The 16,552-nt window shown below is 68.4% G+C and carries 12 protein-coding genes; all 12 read left to right on the top strand.

The window, feature by feature from the left end:
- Window positions 1–16 precede the first annotated feature (16 nt).
- The 12 genes from asnB to BM172_RS03975 all read left to right on the top strand — a co-directional run bounded on the left by asnB (window position 17) and on the right by BM172_RS03975 (window position 16,494).
- Window positions 17–1,696 (top strand): asparagine synthase B, encoded by a 1,680-nt coding sequence (asnB, locus tag BM172_RS04030; RefSeq protein ID WP_026636589.1) that lies wholly within the window; start codon window positions 17–19, stop codon window positions 1,694–1,696.
- Between the two features lie 123 nt (window positions 1,697–1,819).
- Window positions 1,820–2,945, top strand: a protein-coding gene (prfB, locus tag BM172_RS04025) for a peptide chain release factor 2 (RefSeq protein WP_143096445.1) whose coding sequence is annotated in 2 segments (ribosomal slippage) — window positions 1,820–1,894 and window positions 1,896–2,945 — 1,125 coding nt in all. Because the reading frame shifts where the segments join, the coding sequence is not laid out codon by codon here.
- A 42-nt stretch (window positions 2,946–2,987) separates the two neighbouring features.
- Complete coding sequence (locus BM172_RS04020; protein ID WP_026636591.1) at window positions 2,988–3,410, top strand: hypothetical protein; 423 nt, start codon at window positions 2,988–2,990, stop codon at window positions 3,408–3,410.
- Window positions 3,411–3,469: 59 nt separating this feature from the next.
- Window positions 3,470–4,585: a hypothetical protein gene (locus tag BM172_RS04015; protein ID WP_026636592.1), complete on the top strand. Its 1,116-nt coding sequence runs from the start codon at window positions 3,470–3,472 to the stop codon at window positions 4,583–4,585.
- A gap of 53 nt (window positions 4,586–4,638) precedes the next feature.
- The gene (gene lysS / locus BM172_RS04010; protein ID WP_026636593.1) at window positions 4,639–6,159 is read left to right on the top strand and encodes a lysine--tRNA ligase; all 1,521 of its coding nucleotides are present in this window, start codon (window positions 4,639–4,641) and stop codon (window positions 6,157–6,159) included.
- A 3-nt stretch (window positions 6,160–6,162) separates the two neighbouring features.
- Window positions 6,163–6,462: a YciI family protein gene (locus tag BM172_RS04005; protein WP_026636594.1), complete on the top strand. Its 300-nt coding sequence runs from the start codon at window positions 6,163–6,165 to the stop codon at window positions 6,460–6,462.
- A 1-nt stretch (window position 6,463) separates the two neighbouring features.
- On the top strand, window positions 6,464–6,727 hold the full coding sequence (locus BM172_RS04000) for a BolA family protein (protein ID WP_026636595.1): 264 nt from the start codon (window positions 6,464–6,466) through the stop codon (window positions 6,725–6,727).
- A 223-nt stretch (window positions 6,728–6,950) separates the two neighbouring features.
- Window positions 6,951–10,460, top strand: a complete 3,510-nt coding sequence (gene smc / locus BM172_RS03995) for a chromosome segregation protein SMC (protein WP_026636596.1) — start codon at window positions 6,951–6,953, stop codon at window positions 10,458–10,460.
- A gap of 12 nt (window positions 10,461–10,472) precedes the next feature.
- On the top strand, window positions 10,473–11,501 hold the full coding sequence (gene zipA / locus BM172_RS03990) for a cell division protein ZipA (RefSeq protein WP_026636597.1): 1,029 nt from the start codon (window positions 10,473–10,475) through the stop codon (window positions 11,499–11,501).
- A 321-nt stretch (window positions 11,502–11,822) separates the two neighbouring features.
- Entirely contained in the window at window positions 11,823–12,200 is a 378-nt protein-coding gene (locus BM172_RS03985) for an HU family DNA-binding protein (protein WP_026636598.1), read from the top strand.
- 300 nt (window positions 12,201–12,500) lie between these two features.
- Window positions 12,501–13,214 (top strand): response regulator transcription factor, encoded by a 714-nt coding sequence (locus tag BM172_RS03980; protein WP_026636599.1) that lies wholly within the window; start codon window positions 12,501–12,503, stop codon window positions 13,212–13,214.
- Between the two features lie 301 nt (window positions 13,215–13,515).
- The gene (locus BM172_RS03975; protein WP_035323850.1) at window positions 13,516–16,494 is read left to right on the top strand and encodes a YadA-like family protein; all 2,979 of its coding nucleotides are present in this window, start codon (window positions 13,516–13,518) and stop codon (window positions 16,492–16,494) included.
- The last annotated feature ends 58 nt before the right edge of the window (window positions 16,495–16,552 follow it).

Raw genomic sequence — 16,552 nt, 5'->3', positions numbered from 1 at the left:
TCAGGAGCGTCAAACCATGTGTTCCATCTTCGGCATGTTCGACCTGCAACCCGGCGACGACCTCGCCGGCCTGCGCCGCCAGGCGCTGGAACTCTCGCAGCGCCAGCGCCATCGCGGGCCGGACTGGAGCGGCGTGTTCGTCGACGCCGGGGTGATCCTGGTGCATGAGCGCCTGGCCATCGTCGACCCGGCCAGCGGCTCGCAGCCGCTGCGCTCGCGCGAGGAGACCCTGGCCCTGGCGGTGAACGGCGAGATCTACAACCACCGCGAGCTGCGCGCCGCCAGCGGCTACGACTTCACCACCGGCTCGGACTGCGAAGTGATCAATGCGCTCTACCGCGAGCTGGGGCCGGAGGAATTCCTGGCGCGCGGCATCAAGCAGCTCAACGGCATCTTCGCCTTCGCGCTGTGGGACAGCGCCACGCAGCGCTACCTCATCGCGCGCGATCCGATCGGCGTCTGCCCGCTGTACTGGGGCCACGACGGGGAAGGGCGGTTGTGCGTGGCCTCGGAGATGAAGGCTCTGGTCGGCGTCTGCGCCGATGTGTCGGCCTTCCCGCCGGGCCACGTGTACGACAGCGCCACCGGCGAGGTGACGCGCTATTACCGCAAGCACTGGCGCTCCTACGAGGTGACCCACGGCCAGCAGCTGGAGCCGTCCGCACTGCGCGGCGCCTTCGAACAGGCCGTGCACCGCCAGCTGATGACCGACGTGCCCTACGGCGTGCTGCTCTCCGGCGGCCTGGATTCCTCGCTGGTCGCCGCCTGCGCCGCGCGCTTCGCCCGCGAGCGCATCGAGGACGACGACCGCAGCGAGGCCTGGTGGCCGCGCCTGCATTCCTTCGCGATCGGATTGGAGGGTTCGCCGGATCTCGCCGCCGCCCAGGTCGCCGCCGATGCGCTGGGCACCGTGCACCACGGCTTCGTCTACACCTTCTGGGAAGGCCTCGACGCGTTGCCCGAAGTGATCCGCCATATCGAGACCTACGACGTCACCACTATTCGCGCCTCCACGCCGATGTTCTTGCTGGCCCGGCGCATCAAGGCGATGGGCGTGAAGATGGTGCTGTCGGGCGAGGGCTCGGACGAGATCTTCGGCGGTTACCTGTATTTCCATAAGGCGCCGTCGCCGGAAGCCTTCCACGAGGAAACCGTGCGCAAGCTCGACGCCCTGCACAGCTTCGACTGCCTGCGCGCCAACAAGGCCATGATGGCCTGGGGCGTGGAAGCGCGCGTGCCGTTCCTGGACCTGGAATTCCTGGACGTGGCCATGGGCCTGGACGCCAGGTACAAGATGGCCGGCCACGGCCGCATCGAGAAGGCGGTGCTGCGCGAGGCCTTCCAGGGCGCGTTGCCGGATTCGATCCTGTGGCGGCAGAAGGAACAGTTCAGCGACGGCGTCGGCTACGGCTGGATCGACGGGCTGAAGGCGCATGCCGAGCAGGTGGTCAGCGACCGCGAGTTCGCCGCCGCCTCCACGCGCTTCCCGCACAACCCGCCGGCGACCAAGGAGGCTTACCTGTACCGCCGCATCTTCGAGCAGCACTTCCCCGGCGAGGCCTGCGCGGCCACGGTGCCGGGCGGCAAGTCGATCGCCTGTTCCTCGCCGGCCGCGCTGGCCTGGGACCCGGCCTTCGCCGCGGCGGCGGACCCGTCCGGGCGCGCGGTGCGCGGGGTGCACCAGCAGGCGCTGTAGGTTGGGGTGACAACCCCAACGGACCTTTCATGCTGTCTCGACGTCCGTTGGGGTCACCCCAACCTACCGTGGGCGAGGTGCGCCTGTTATCCTTTCCGGCCATTTTCCAAGCCTTATCCATCCATGATCGAGACCAATCCGATCCTCGCGCAGATCGCGGACCTCAAGGGCCGCGTCGAGTCGCTTAGGGGGTATCTTTGACTACGCCACCAAGCGAGAGCGCCTCGAAGAAGTAAGCCGCGAACTGGAAAGCCCCACCGTGTGGGACGATCCGCCGCGCGCGCAGGAGCTGGGCCGCGAACGCGCCCGCCTGGACACCATCGTCAGCGGCATCGACACGATGACTGCCGGCCTCGCCGACGCCAGCGACCTGCTCGAGATGGCCGTCGCCGACAACGACGAGTCCACCGTGCTCTCCATCGTGGACGACCTCGGCAAGCTCGACGCCCAGGTGGGCAAGCTGGAATTCCAGCGCATGTTCTCCGGCAAGATGGACGCCGCCAATGCGTTCGTCGACATCCAGGCCGGTGCCGGCGGCACCGAGGCGCAGGACTGGGCCGAAATCCTGCTGCGCATGTACCTGCGCTGGGCCGAATCGCGCGGCTGGAAGGCCGAGCTGCTGGAAGTCAGCGGCGGCGACGTGGCCGGCATCAAGTCCGCCACCTTCCGCGTCGAAGGCGACTACGCCTACGGCTGGCTCAAGACCGAGATCGGCGTGCACCGCCTGGTGCGCAAGAGCCCGTTCGACTCCGACAACCGCCGCCACACCAGCTTCACCTCGGTGTTCGTGTCGCCGGAAGTCGACGACGACATCGATATCGAGATCAATCCGGCGGACCTGCGCACCGACGTGTACCGCTCGTCCGGCGCCGGCGGCCAGCATGTGAACAAGACCGAGTCGGCCGTGCGTATCACCCACATGCCCTCGGGCGTGGTGGTGGCCTGCCAGACCGAGCGCAGCCAGCATGCCAACCGCGACCGCGCGATGAAGATGCTCAAGGCCAAGCTGTACGAGCTGGAGCTGCAGAAGCGCAACGCCGAGAAGGACGCGCTGGAAGCGACCAAGTCCGACATCGGCTGGGGCAGCCAGATTCGCAACTACGTGCTGGACCAGAGCCGCATCAAGGACCTGCGCACCGGCATCGAGCGCTCCGATACGCAGAAGGTGCTGGACGGCGACCTCGACGAATTCGTCGAGGGCAGCCTGAAGGCCGGCCTGGACGCGGGCGCCAAGCGCATCGACGCCTGAAGCCAGCCATCCGATCCACCTGACCACTGACGAGGTGCCCGCATGAACAGCAGCAAGATCTCCCGGATCCTGATCGCCTGTGCGGCACTGGCGGCAGGCATCGGCACGGCCGGCGCGCAGGAAAGCACCGGCCAGACCATCAAGCAGGATGCCAAGGCCGCCGGTCACGCGGTCGGCGACGCCGGCCGCGATGTCGGCCACGCCACCCGGGATACGGCCGTCAAGGTCGGCCACGGTGCGCGCGATGCGGGCGTCAAGGTCGGCCACGGTGCGCGCGATGCGGGCGTCAAGGTCGGCCACGGCGCGCGCGATGCCGGCGTCGAGGTCGGTCATGGCGCGCGCGATGCCGGCCTGAAGGTGGGACACGGCGCGAAGGATGTCGGCCTGAAGATCGGCCATGGCGCACGCGACGGCTGGAACGCCACCAAGCATGCGGTGAAGCAAGCCGTCGGCAAGGAAGATTGAATGCGCAGCGCATTGCTCGCGCTCCTGCGCGAGCCGGACACACAAGGAAGAGCCCTCGGATGAGAAGCGCCTCGATCGCCCTGTTCGTACTGGCCGTGCTGCCCACGGCCGCGTTGCGCGCCGAAAGCCGCCTGCTGCGTGGCACCGTCGGCAAGTATCCGGTCGTGATGCAGCTGGACGAGTCCGACGGCGACGTCTCCGGCACGTATTTCTACGAGAAGTACAAGCAGGACATCCCGCTGCGCGGCGCGCCCGACAAGCAGGGCTACAAGCTCAGCTCGGCCGCCTACGACAGCGATCAGGCGAAGTCGGATCGTTTCCTGCTCACCAGGACCGGCGACGGCTTCAAGGGCACCTTTACCAGCGGCAAGGGCGCCAGCCTGCCGGTCGAACTGCATGCGGTGGCCGCCGGTTCGGTGCCGGCGCCGCGGCCCGACCTGAAGTTCGCGCGTCCGCTGGCGGACTACGAAAAGCTGCGGCTGGCGGATCTCCATTTCGTGCCCGGCAAGCAGGAAACCGTCGGCGGCAAGTACCAGATCCAGTGGTTCTCCGAGCCGCTGTCCAAGGTCAGCATGTTCCATGTGACCGGTGGCTATCCGGACGCCGCCATGGCCGCGATCAACCGCACCATCGACGCCGGCTTCTACACCGGCCTGCAGTCCTACTTCGGCTGCGCGAACGGCGAGGGCGGTTCGGGCGTCGAGTCGCTGGAGGTATCCAGCCATTACCTCGACGAGCGCTTCGTCAGCTATGCCGTGTCCAGCAGCTGGAGCTGCTATGGCGCGGCCCATCCGGATTTCTCCGTCGACGGCACCACCATCGACGCGGCCACCGGCAAGGAACTGGCGCTGGAAGACCTGTACTGGCTCGGCACCGGCAAGAAGCCGGCCGAGCATTCCGACGCGTGGTCCCAGTACCGCGAGAAGGTCTACGCGCCGGCCGTGGTGAAGCTGCTCCAGCGGCTCTATCCGGACGCCATGAAAGGCGACGACGGTGACGGCTGCGACTACACCGATCCCGGCGTGTGGGATTTCGGTCCCTGGTATCTCACCGACAAGGGCCTGTACGTCGGCGCCTATTTCGCCCGCGTCGCGCGCAATTGCGACAACCCGGACTGGTCGGTCATCCCGTACAGCGTCCTCAAGAAGAACAATCCGGCCTTATTCGGCCATTAACCCCAGCAAGTCCGTCGCGCGCTGGCGTCGATGGCGATATCCACGGAAATATCATGAGCGAACCGACAGATAACCTGCCCATCGACGAGAACAAGTTGATCGCCGAGCGCCGAGAGAAACTCAAAGCGCTGCGCGGGCAGGGCGTCGCGTTCCCGAACGACTTCAAGATCGACGCCTTCGCCGGCGACCTGCAATCCGCGTACGAAGACAAGGACACGCACACCGCCGAGGCGATCGACGCGCTCGCGCGCCGCGTGAAGATGGCCGGCCGCATCGTGCTCAAGCGCGTGCAGGGCAAGGTCAGCTTCGTGCAGATCCAGGACATGTCCGGCCGCATCCAGCTGTTCATCCACCAGGGCACGGTGGGCGAGGCGACCTACGACGCCTTCAAGGGCTGGGATTCGGGCGACATCGTCGGCGCCGAAGGCGTGCTGATGCGCACCAAGACCGGCGAGCTGTCGGTCAAGGTCGACACGCTGCGCCTGCTGACCAAGAGCCTGCGTCCGCTGCCGGACAAGTTCCACGGCCTGAGCGATGTCGAGCAGCGCTACCGCCAGCGCTATGTCGACCTGATCGTCACCGAGGAGGCGCGCCGCGCCTTCGTGCTGCGCTCGAAGATCATCGGCTATATCCGCAAGTGGCTGGAGGCGGAACCCTATCGCTTCATGGAAGTGGAAACGCCGATGATGCAGATCATCCCCGGCGGCGCCACGGCCAAGCCCTTCATCACCCACCACAACGCGCTGGACCTCGACCTGTACCTGCGCGTGGCGCCGGAGCTGTACCTCAAGCGCCTGGTGGTCGGCGGCTTCGACCGCGTGTACGAGATCAACCGCAATTTCCGCAACGAGGGCGTGTCCACGCGGCACAACCCCGAGTTCACCATGCTCGAGCTGTACCAGGCATACGCCACCTACACCGAGATCATGGACCTGACCGAAGGCGTGATCCGCGATACCGCGGCCAACGTCATCGGCAGTACGCAGATCCATTGGGACGGCGCCGACATCGACCTCGGCCCGGCCTTCCGCCGCTGGTCGATGGAAGACGCCGTGCTGGAGCACAACCCGGAAATCCGCCGCGAGGAACTGCGCGACCGCGACGCCATGGCCGCGCACGCCAGGCGCCTGGGCTGCCAGGTCAAGGCCGGCTACGGCTGGGGCAAGCTGCTGCTGGAAATCTTCGAGAAGACCGTCGAGCACACCCTGATCCAGCCGACCTTCATCACCCAGCATCCGGTCGAGGTCTCGCCGCTGGCACGCGAGAGCGATACCGACAAGGGCATCACCGACCGCTTCGAGCTGTTCGTCAACGGCCGCGAGCTGGCCAACGGCTTCTCCGAGCTCAACGATCCGGAAGACCAGGAAGCGCGCTTCCGCGCCCAGGTGGCGGCCAAGGACGCCGGCGACGACGAAGCCATGCACTTCGACGCGGACTACATCCGCGCGCTGGAAGTGGGCCTGCCGCCCACCGGCGGCCTGGGCATCGGCATCGACCGCCTGGTGATGCTGCTCACCGGCGCTACGTCGATCCGCGACGTGCTGCTGTTCCCCTATATGCGTCCGGAGGCCTGAGCCATGTGGTACGCCATCGTCGGTACCGATATTCCCGATTCGCTGGAGAAGCGCGGCGCCGCGCGTCCGGCCCACCTGGCCCGCCTGCAGCAGCTGCAGGCGGAAGGCCGCATGCTGCTGGCCGGTCCGTTTCCGGCCATCGATGCGGAAGATCCGGGCAGCGCCGGCTTCAGCGGCAGCCTGATCGTGGCGGAGTTCGCTACGCTGGCCGATGCCCAGGCCTGGGCCGATGCCGATCCCTACATGGCGGCGGGGGTCTATGCTTCGGTCTCGGTCAAACCCTTCCGCAAGGTGCTGCCCTGACATGACTGCCTCGATGGCCGCCCAGATCCGCGAACGCCTGCAGGCCGCGCTGGCGCCGGTCGAGCTGGACGTGGCCGACGAAGGCCACAAGCACGCCGGCCATGCCAACGAGGGCAAGGGCCATTTCCATGTGCGCATCGTCAGCCCGGTGTTCGCCGGCAAGCCGCCGCTGAAGCGCCACCGCATGATCTATGCGGCGCTGGAAGGGTTGATGGACAACGGCATCCACGCGCTTTCCATCGACGCGCGCCCGCCGGATACCTGAAAGCCTTTGAGCGACGGGGACATAGGCCTTATCCTGCGGCCTCAATCTTCCCGATGGGATCCTTCTCCCTCCGGGAGAAGGTGGCGGCAGCCGGATGAGGGTGCGGGCGGAGCGTTGCACATCGCGCTTGCGCTTCGCCCGTACCCTCACCCCAACCCCTCTCCCGACGGGAGAGGGGCTTAGCCGAATCGCAAGCCCTATACCAAGCTGCCGCGGAACCCGCATGCGCCTGACCACGATCAAACTCGCCGGCTTCAAGTCCTTCGTCGACCCGACCACCCTGCACCTGCCGACCAATATGACCGGCGTGGTGGGTCCGAACGGCTGCGGCAAGTCCAACATCATCGACGCCATCCGCTGGGTGATGGGCGAGAGCGCGGCCAGCCGCCTGCGCGGCGACTCGCTCACCGACGTGATCTTCTCCGGCTCCAACTCGCGCAAGCCGGTGGGCCAGGCCACGGTCGAGCTGATCTTCGACAACAGCGACGGCACCATCCAGGGCGAATACGGCCAGTACGCCGAGATCTCGGTGAAGCGCCAGGTCACCCGCGACGGGCAGTCGGCGTATTTCCTCAATGGCGCGCGCTGCCGCCGCCGCGATATCACCGACCTGTTCCTCGGCACCGGCCTGGGCCCGCGCAGCTACTCGATCATCGAGCAGGGCATGATCAGCCAGATCGTCGAGGCCGCGCCGGAAGAACTGCGCGTACACCTGGAGGAAGCCGCCGGCATCTCCAAGTACAAGGAGCGCCGCAAGGAAACCGAGAGCCGCATCAAGTCCACCCGCGAGAACCTCGACCGCGTGCGCGACGTGCGCGACGAGGTGGACAAGCAGCTCGAGCACTTGAACCGCCAGGCCCGCGCCGCCGAGCGCTGGAAGGCGCTCAAAGAGGAACAGACGCGCAAGGAAGCCGAACTGCGCGCGCTGGAATACCGGGGGCTGAAGAGCCAGCACGACGGCGAGGGCGCCGGCCTGTCCGCCGCCGAGATCGAGATCGAGAAGCGCATCGCCGGGCAGCGCAACGTCGAGGCGCAACTGGAAAGCGTGCGCGAGCGCCACACCGCCGCCAGCGAGCACCTGGGCCAGGTGCAGGGCGAGGTGTACAAGGTCGGTGCCGAGATCGCCCGCGTCGAGCAGCAGGTGCGCTTCAACCGCGAGACCGCCGACCGCCTGCAGCGCGCCCAGGCCGAGGCCGAGCGCGAACACGAGGAACTGGCCGCGCACATCACCACCGACCGCGAGCAGACCGAAACCCTGCGCCTGGCACTGGCCGAGGGCGAGCCCCGGCTCGAAGCCCTGCAGCAGATGCAGGAGGACACCGGCGACGCGCAGCGCGACACCGAGGCCAAGCTGTCCGACTGGCAGCAGCGCTGGGACGTCTACACCCGCACCGCCGGCGAAGCCGCGCGCGCGGCGGAAGTGGAGCGCACCAAGCTGGCCTACCTCGACCGCCAGTCGATCGACCTGGCCAAGCGCCGCGAGGCGCTGGAAAGCGAGCAGAAGGCCACCGACATCGAGGCGCTGGACGCTTCCTTCGAACAATTGCAGGGCGAGCACGAGACCCAGCGCGAGCGCCTGGAAACCCTGGGCAGCCTGCTCGACCAGCACAAGCTCGGCCACGAGAAGGTGCTGGACGAAGAACGCCAGGTGCAGTCCGCGCTCAACGAGGCGCGCCAGCAGCTGCAGTCCGCGCGCGGCCGCCAGTCCTCGCTCGAAGCGCTGCAGCACGCCGCGCTGGGCCAGGAAGAAAGCGCCGCCAGCGGCTGGCTGGCGCGACTGGGGCTGGACAAGTCGCGCCGCCTGGGCGAATCGCTGCAGGTGGAAGCGGGTTGGGAAACCGCGGTGGAAACCGCGCTGGCCGGCTTCCTCGACAGCGTGCTGGTCGATGGCGCGCACGACTACGCCAAGGACTTCGGCGACCTGAAGAACGCCGACCTGGCCCTGCTGGACGCCGCCGAGGGTGGCGCCAACACCGCCGGCACGCTGGCCGCGCACGTGCGTGGCCCGGCCGCGGCGATCTCGATCCTCAGCCATGTGCTCACCGCGGAACATCTCGACGAAGCGCACCAGCGCGTCGCCGGCCTGTCCGCGCTGGCGCCGTACCAGTCGGTGATGACCCGCTCCGGCGAATGGCTGGGCCCCGGCTGGGCCCGCGTGCGCCGCGCGCAGGGCAACCAGGTCGGCGTGCTGGCGCGCGAGCGCGAGATGCGCCTGCTGGCCGAGCAGATCGCCACCCTGGAAGCGCGCATCGAGGAGGCCACCGGCCAGCTCGACGACCTGCGCACCAGCAAGTTCGAAGCCGAGCGCGCGCGCGACGACGCGCAGCGCGAGCTGTACAACGCCCATCGCCGTCAGTCCGAACTGGCCGGCCAGCTGCAGAGCCACCGCGGCAAGATGGAAACCGCCCGCGCCCGCGCCGAGAAGGTCAGCGGCGAGCTCGGCGAGATCATCAGCCAGCTGGACGAACTGCAGACCCAGACCCGCGACGCGCGCGCGCGCCTGGACGAGTCGGTCAACCACATGGGCGACCTGGAAGACCAGCGCCGCGAGCTGGAGAACGAGCGCCGCGCGCTGCTGGAATCGCGCGAGGAAGCCCGCATGAACGCGCGCGAGGCCGCCGACCAGGCGCATGCGCTGGCGCTGTCGATGGAATCGAAGCGTTCCGCGCTGGCCTCGCTGGAGCAGGCGCTGGCGCGCATGGATACGCAGATCCGCCAGATCGCCTCGCGCCGCGGCGAGATCGAGGAGCAGCTCGCCGCCGGCTCCGACCCCATCGCGGAACTGGAAGCCGAGCGCCAGACCTACCTGGACCAGCGCCTGCTGGTCGACAAGCAGCTGGTGGAAGCGCGCCGCGCGGTCGAGGACTGCGACGCCGAATTCCGCCGCCTGGAGCAGGAGCGCCAGCGCATCGAGCAGGGCCTCAACACGCTGCGCGAACAGCTGTCGCAGAAGCGCCTCGCCGCGCAGGCGCTGGAACTGCGTGCGCAGCAGCTGGCCGACGCGATCGCCGCCTCCGGCCTGGAACTGGAACCGCTGCTGGCCGAGCTGCCGGAAGATGCCGACGCCTCGCAGTGGCGCGGCTCGCTCACCGACCTCGGGCAGAAGATCCAGCGCCTGGAGCCGGTCAACCTGGCCGCGATCCAGGAACACGCCGAGCAGAGCGAGCGCAAGACCTATCTGGACAACCAGCTGGCCGACCTGACCTCCGCCATGGAAACGCTGGAAGGCGCGATCAAGAAGATCGACCGCGAGACCCGCCAGCGCTTCAAGGAAACCTTCGACCGCGTCAACGCCGGCGTGCAGGAGCTGTTCCCGCGCCTGTTCGGCGGCGGCCACGCCTACCTGGAACTGACCGGCGACGACCTGCTCGACACCGGCGTGGCCATCATGGCCCGCCCGCCCGGCAAGCGCGTCTCCAACATCTCGCTGCTGTCCGGCGGCGAGAAGGCGCTCACCGCGGTCTCGCTGGTGTTCTCCATCTTCGGCCTCAACCCCGCGCCGTTCTGCCTGCTGGACGAGGTGGACGCGCCGCTGGACGAGGCCAACGTGGGCCGCTTCTCCAACATGGTGAAGGAGATGAGCGAGAAGGTGCAGTTCATTTTCGTCAGCCACAACAAGGCCACCATGGAGGCCGCGTCGCAGTTGTGCGGCGTGACCATGCGCGAACCCGGCGTGTCGCGCCTGGTGCAAGTGGACCTGGCCGAAGCGGCCAAACTCGCTGGCGCAGCCTGAGGAACCGAAGCCATGACCATGCAACCCCTGCTCGCCTTCGCCTGGAACCCCGCGGTAGGCATTCCGCTGCTGATCGTGGGCGTGATCGCGCTGGGCCTGATCTGGCTGTTCGGCCAGCCCAGGAAGGAACAGGGCCGCCGCCGCATGCCGGCCACCGCCGGCGGCGAGGAGCGGCGCGAGCCGACCTTCGGCGACGACGTCGACGTGGCCGACGATGCGCCCGGATTCCATGCGCGCGACGACTTCCGCCTCGATCCCCTGGACGAACCCAAGCCGAAGCAGGGCGAGCTGGACATGGGTCTGCGCGAGGAGCTGGAAAAGCTCGGCGCGACGCTGTCCAGCGAACGCGTCACCCCTGCGCCGGTGAGCAGCAAGCCGATGGGCGCCGCCGCTTCGATCATCGAGGCGCTGCGCGCGCCACCGGAGCAGTTCCTGGCCGCGCAGGGGCATGTCGACGAGCCGCTGAAAGCCGCGCCGGTCGAAGCCGCACCGCGCGCGCAGGCGCCGATTCCGCCGCCGGCCGCTCCCGCACCGGCGCCTGCGGCGCCGCGCGTGCCGCCGCGTTCCGAAGTAGGCAACCGCCCGGCGCAGCTGCCGGTAGAGCGCATCGTCACGCTGTTCGTGGTGGCGCGCGAAGGTTCGGTGTTTCTCGGTCCCGACCTGATCGTGGCGGCCGAAAAGGCCGGCCTCGAATTCGGCGCCATGGGCATCTACCACCGCCTGCTCGACGGCAAGCGCGAACACGGCCCGATCTTCAGCGTGGCCAACATGCTCAAGCCGGGCAACTTCGACCTGAGCCGTCTCGATGCGCTGCGCACGCCTGGCCTGAGCTTCTTCATGACCCTGCCGGCGCCGATCCCCGCGCTCGACGCCTGGGACGCCATGCTGCCCACCGCGCAGCGGCTGGCCGAGCTGCTCGACGGCCAGGTGCTGGACGAGGAGCGCAATGCGCTGGGCCGCCAGCGCATCGCGCATATCCGCGACGAGCTGCGCGGCTGGGACCGCGACCACGAAGGCAAGGAAATCATCTTCGGGCGTTGAGTTCGCGGGCTTTCCTCGGGGCTTGCAGGCCTGCTCCCAGGTGGCGATGCCGCCGCGGAGCGGGCCTTTTCGTATCCGCACATGCCATCGACGGCCGCTCCGCCACCCCCTGCAATTTCAGGTCCGGCGCCGATGGGCGGGGTGGCGAAAGCCTGTGTTTCGCGGGAAAAACCGCGGTTCGGCATGACTCGATCGTAAAAAACACCATGCCGTAAGACACATTTATGCGTTTGCGTCTTGGCGGCGTCGCTCGCATGCCATACATTCCACCTGCCGAAAGGCACCGGTTTAAACCAAACCCATCAAAACTACGGGGAATGTATGGCCAAGAAAGCCGCCAAGAAGACCACCGCCAAGGCCGCCGCCAAGCCGGCCGCGCTGAAGCCGATCAAGGAAGCTCTGAGCAAGTCCGGGCTGGTCGCCCACCTCGCCGAAACCACCGGTGTGGTGGCCAAGGACGTGCGCGCTGTTCTCGGTGCGCTGGAAGGTGCCGTCGCCGGTTCGGTGCACAAGAAGGGTCATGGCTCGTTCACGCTGCCGGGTCTTCTGAAGATCACCGCGGTCAATGTGCCGGCCAAGCCGAAGCGCAAGGGCATCAACCCCTTCACCAAGGAAGAGCAGTGGTTCGCCGCCAAGCCGGCCACGGTGAAGGTCAAGATCCGCCCGCTGAAGAAGCTGAAGGACGCGGCGGTCGGCTGAGCCGTCTGCTCGTGAAAGACGCGGCAGCGCGAGCTGCCGCGTTTTTTTGTGCCTGCGTTTTGCCTGCCTGTCTCGTCGTGAGCTGCTGCATGTCTCCGAGGAATGATCCGTAAGAGGCTTGCGATCAAGTCGCGTCTCGGAATCCGCTCGCTGAATTGGCCGGCATCGCGATGGTTCCTGTTTGGACGTCCAAACACTGGAGGCCGCGACAGGCTGCGCTATAGTCCGTGCCAGCGCATGGCAGCGGCGTCGCCTATGGAAGCGAGTTCTTCACGGTGGAACGAACAGCACGGATGGCGGGTGGCCGTGCTGGAGGACGATCGCCAGCTGCGCGACGACATCCTCGTGCCCGGGCTGCGGCAATTCGGGTTCCAGGCGGTCGGCCTGGGCCGCGCCGCGGAGCTCTACCGCTGCATGCTGGAGGATCGCTTCGACCTGGCGGTGCTGGACCTGGGATTGCCGGACGAAGACGGCATCTCGGTGGCGCGCCATCTTCGCCAGTGCTCGGATATCGGCATCGTAGTGCTGACCGGCAGCCGCGCCGAGCACGAGGAGATCCGCGCGCTGACCGCCGGCGCGGATATCTACCTGCGCAAACCCGCCGGCGTGGCGCTGCTCGCGGCGAGCCTGCGCAGCGTCGGCCGGCGGCTGCGCATCGCATCGCGTCCTGTTGCCGTCCCGCATGACGAGGCGGTCGATGGCACGCTTTCCGGCGCCTGGCGACTGGTCACTGACGATTGGAACCTGGTGGCGCCCGGCGGTGCGGTCATCGCGCTGTCCGCCTCCGAGCGTTGCCTGTTGCGCCAGCTGCTCGATGCCGACGGCGAGGCCGTGGCGCGCGACTGCCTGATCGCCGGTCTGCACGGCGACGAGCCGGACTACGATCCGCATCGCCTGGAAATGCTCATCTACCGCCTGCGCCGCAAGGCGAGGGAGCAGGGCATGCCGGTATTGCCGCTGGTCACGGTGCGCGGCAGTGGTTACGCCTTCATCGCGCGCAGCTCGGTGCCCTGATATCGGCATGCGTGTCGGAATGCTCGTAAAGGCAGGGCTTGCCTCACGCGTATTGCGCGTTCCGTTCTCTGCCTGGCGGCACGCTTCTGCGCCGTGCTGCGGGTAAGTGCCTGCTTCGCGGGCATAGATGCACGTGGCGATGACTGCCTTCAGCCATTGCCGGGTGATGTTTGGTTAGCGCGCGTGAGTGATCCCCGTCCGCCCATGCGGAAAGCTGCTCGTGGCCGATGCAGATCGATGGCGATGAAGTGCCGCCTTGACCTGTGTCTCCGCCTTCCTTGCAGCCCTCATGGAGCAACGCATGCGCATTCACAGCAAGACATGGAACGGGTCTCTTCCGGTCGTCCCGTTCGGGCATGGCAGGGGCGGCCCACGCCGTCCGCGCCTGCGCCTGGCCGCCCCGCTGCTGGCCGCGGGAAGCCTGCTTGCCGGTGGCGTATCGGCGGACGAGTCCGGGCCGGTCGCCACGTTTCCGGCAGCGGCGGCCAGCGTCGGCGTGCCGCGAACGGCGGCGGAGGTCGCGGCGGACGGCAGCCATGCCGATGGCGGCGCCGTAGCCGGTGGCCGCGATGCCTCGGCGGTGGGCAACGGCGCGCAGGCGTCGAGCCATGGCACTTCCGCGTTCGGTGGCCATGCCAGGGCGGACAAGCTCGCCGCGTCGGCATTCGGCAGCAATGCCCGCGCGGCTGCGGCCCACGCCACCGCTGTGGGCGCCAATGCGCAGGCACTCGCGGCGACCGCGACCGCGCTCGGCGCGAATGCGCAGGCGCGTGCGAATACCGCGATCGCCGTCGGCTTCGAGGCGAAGGTGCGGGAGGGGGCGACCAACGGAGCCACCTTCGGCGTCCGCAGCGAGGTCCTTGCGCCCGATGCGGTCGCGCTGGGCGCGGGTTCCGTGGCCGATCGCGCCGGGACCGTGTCGGTCGGCCGCGCCGGCGCCGCGCGCCAGATCGTGCAGGTGGCGGCGGGCAGCGCCGCGACCGACGCGGTGAACAAGGCGCAGCTCGATGCATTGTCGTCGGAGGTCGGCGACGCCGCGCATTACTTCAAGGCCGCCGGTATGCACGACGGCAGCGACGACGCGCGCGCCGACCACAGCGGCGCGATCGCCGCGGGCCGCGACAGCCACGCCCGGGCGGGCGGCGCGACAGCCGTCGGTGCCGCCAGCGTGGCCGGCGGCTACGACAGCACGGCGCTCGGCCATGCGGCCCAGGCGCTGGCCGATGCTTCCACGGCCATCGGCAGCGGTGCACAGGCCTACGGTTTCGGTAATACGGCGCTTGGCGTTCATGCCACGGCCGATGGAGAAGACTCCGCGACCGCCCTCGGCATGCTCAGCGCCGCATCGGGTACCGGTGCGACAGCACTGGGTGCCGTGGCGGATGCGAGCGGGAAGGAAAGCCTGGCGCTGGGTTTCTTTGCGGAAAGTTCCGGTGAAGAAAGCCTTGCTGCCGGCACCTACAGCATGGCGAGCGGAGCATTCGCTATCGCCGCGGGTAGCGATGCGTACGCGCAAGGCGACGAAGCCATGGCGATCGGACGACTCTCTCATGCCGCCGGTGTGGCGTCCCTGGCCATCGGCGCCAGCAGCCTGGCGGCGGGAGCACAAAGTATCGCCCTTGGCCGTGACGCCCAGGCCGGGCGGGACTATGGCACCGCGGTCGGCGCCGCCAGTTATGCCCAAGGCCTGGGGGCCACCGCACTGGGGCAGGGAGCCACTGCCTTCGGCGACCAGTCGATGGCGCTCGGCTACGGCAGCGCGGCGCTGGGCGCGGGCGACCTGTCCGTGGGTGCTTCGACCGCGCGGGGTCAGTTCAGCGTCGCCATCGGCACGGGCAATGTCGTCGACACGTTCCATGCCACCGCCATCGGTTCGTCGAGCCGGATCGAGCGCGATTCGTGGAACAGCGTGGCGCTTGGCCATGAGGCAGCGATTCTCGGCGATGCTCCCGGTGCGATCGCTATCGGCACGGGGACCCGGGTCGGTACGCATGCCTTGGGAGGTTTGGCCTTGGGGTTTCTCGCCCAGGTCGAGGGAGCGCGATCGATCGCCATCGGCGGCCCGGCGCAGGTCGATGGTGGCGACGGCTCATCGGTTTATCGGTCCGCCGCGGCCAAGGGGGCTTTCGCCACGGCCTTGGGCAGCGCTGCGCTGGCCGAAGCCGATCGCGCCACCGCGCTCGGCTTCGGCGCCTACGTTTCCGCGACAGGCGCGATCGCGTTGGGTGCGCGCTCCATCGCCGATCGCCCGGACACGGTGTCGGTCGGGCGCAGCGGTTACGACCGGCAGATCGCTCACGTGGCTGCCGGCACGGAGGCGACGGACGCGGTCAACGTCCAACAGTTGCATCAGCTCATCGAAAGCGGCGGCGCTACCGGTCGGGCGGTGCAATACGACGCCACCAGTCGAGACCGGATCACACTGAAAGGCGCCGAAGGCACGGTACTCGGCAACCTGAAGGCGGGCGCCATCACCGCCGGCAGCAGGGAGGCCGTCCGTGGCGGACAGCTTTTTGAGCATGGCGACCAGATGGCGCAGATGTTCGGAGGCGGAACGACGATGACGCGCTTCGGCTTGTCCGGGCCGGTGTATGCCATTCAGGGCAGCCACTTCTACAGCGTCGGCGATGCGTTCAGTGCCGTGGACGGCAAGCTCGGCGAACTCGATTTCCGGGTGAACCGGCTGGAGGAGGGCGATAGTGCGCAAGGCCGGCTCGTCGTCCGCCTGCGTTCGGTAGCCGCGTCAACCTCGCCGCAGCAGGAGCAAGTCGCGGCACTGGCACGGCAATCGCCCCCATCGCCAGCATCCGCGCCCGCGAGCATGGGCCATCGCGCCGGTGGCGCAGCTCCTGCCGATGCCGTCAGCACGAGCCAGGTGCAGGAGGCAGTGGTGACCGCCAGACAGTATGCCGACGAGGCGATCCGACAAGCCTCGAGCGAGGCCAGGGCCTATACCGACCAGCGCGTGGCCGCCCTGGTCGCCAATGCGGATTTCGACGTCTTCAAATCCGATGTGACCGGCCGTTTCCGCTCGTTGTCCACGCGGCTCCATCGCGTGGGCGCGATGGGCACGGCGCTGGCCGGCATGGCCGGCGCGGTCGCGGCGGCTGCGGGAACCGGCAGCCGGATCAGCGCGGCCGTAGGCGGTTATCGCGGACAAGGCGCGCTTGCGCTGGGTTTCGCCCAACGCATACCCGGCAACGGTGCCGTGCTGCTCGGCGGCTCGCTCGCCGGCGGCGGCGAATCCAGCGGCACGCTAGGCGTGAGCTTCGGCTGGTGAGACCAGGGCGCGCTCCCTGCGCGGAGCGCGCCACCGCGTTGGCGGCCCGGCCGCGCGC

Origin of the sequence: Dyella marensis, assembly GCF_900112865.1 — a bacterium.
Taxonomy (GTDB): Bacteria; Pseudomonadota; Gammaproteobacteria; order Xanthomonadales; family Rhodanobacteraceae; genus Dyella_D; species Dyella_D marensis_A.
The sequence above is the reverse complement of the archived record's forward strand: the minus strand, read 5'-3'. Positions and strand labels throughout refer to the sequence as shown.

Bases quoted from the DNA above. Each gene is read 5' to 3' on its own strand.
- asnB (WP_026636589.1), top strand. From the start codon at position 17: ATGTGTTCCATCTTCGGCATGTTCGACCTGCAACCCGGCGACGACCTC.
- BM172_RS04020 (WP_026636591.1), top strand. From the start codon at position 2,988: ATGAACAGCAGCAAGATCTCCCGGATCCTGATCGCCTGTGCGGCACTG.
- BM172_RS04015 (WP_026636592.1), top strand. From the start codon at position 3,470: ATGAGAAGCGCCTCGATCGCCCTGTTCGTACTGGCCGTGCTGCCCACG.
- lysS (WP_026636593.1), top strand. From the start codon at position 4,639: ATGAGCGAACCGACAGATAACCTGCCCATCGACGAGAACAAGTTGATC.
- BM172_RS04005 (WP_026636594.1), top strand. From the start codon at position 6,163: ATGTGGTACGCCATCGTCGGTACCGATATTCCCGATTCGCTGGAGAAG.
- BM172_RS04000 (WP_026636595.1), top strand. From the start codon at position 6,464: ATGACTGCCTCGATGGCCGCCCAGATCCGCGAACGCCTGCAGGCCGCG.
- smc (WP_026636596.1), top strand. From the start codon at position 6,951: ATGCGCCTGACCACGATCAAACTCGCCGGCTTCAAGTCCTTCGTCGAC.
- zipA (WP_026636597.1), top strand. From the start codon at position 10,473: ATGACCATGCAACCCCTGCTCGCCTTCGCCTGGAACCCCGCGGTAGGC.
- BM172_RS03985 (WP_026636598.1), top strand. From the start codon at position 11,823: ATGGCCAAGAAAGCCGCCAAGAAGACCACCGCCAAGGCCGCCGCCAAG.
- BM172_RS03975 (WP_035323850.1), top strand. From the start codon at position 13,516: ATGCGCATTCACAGCAAGACATGGAACGGGTCTCTTCCGGTCGTCCCG.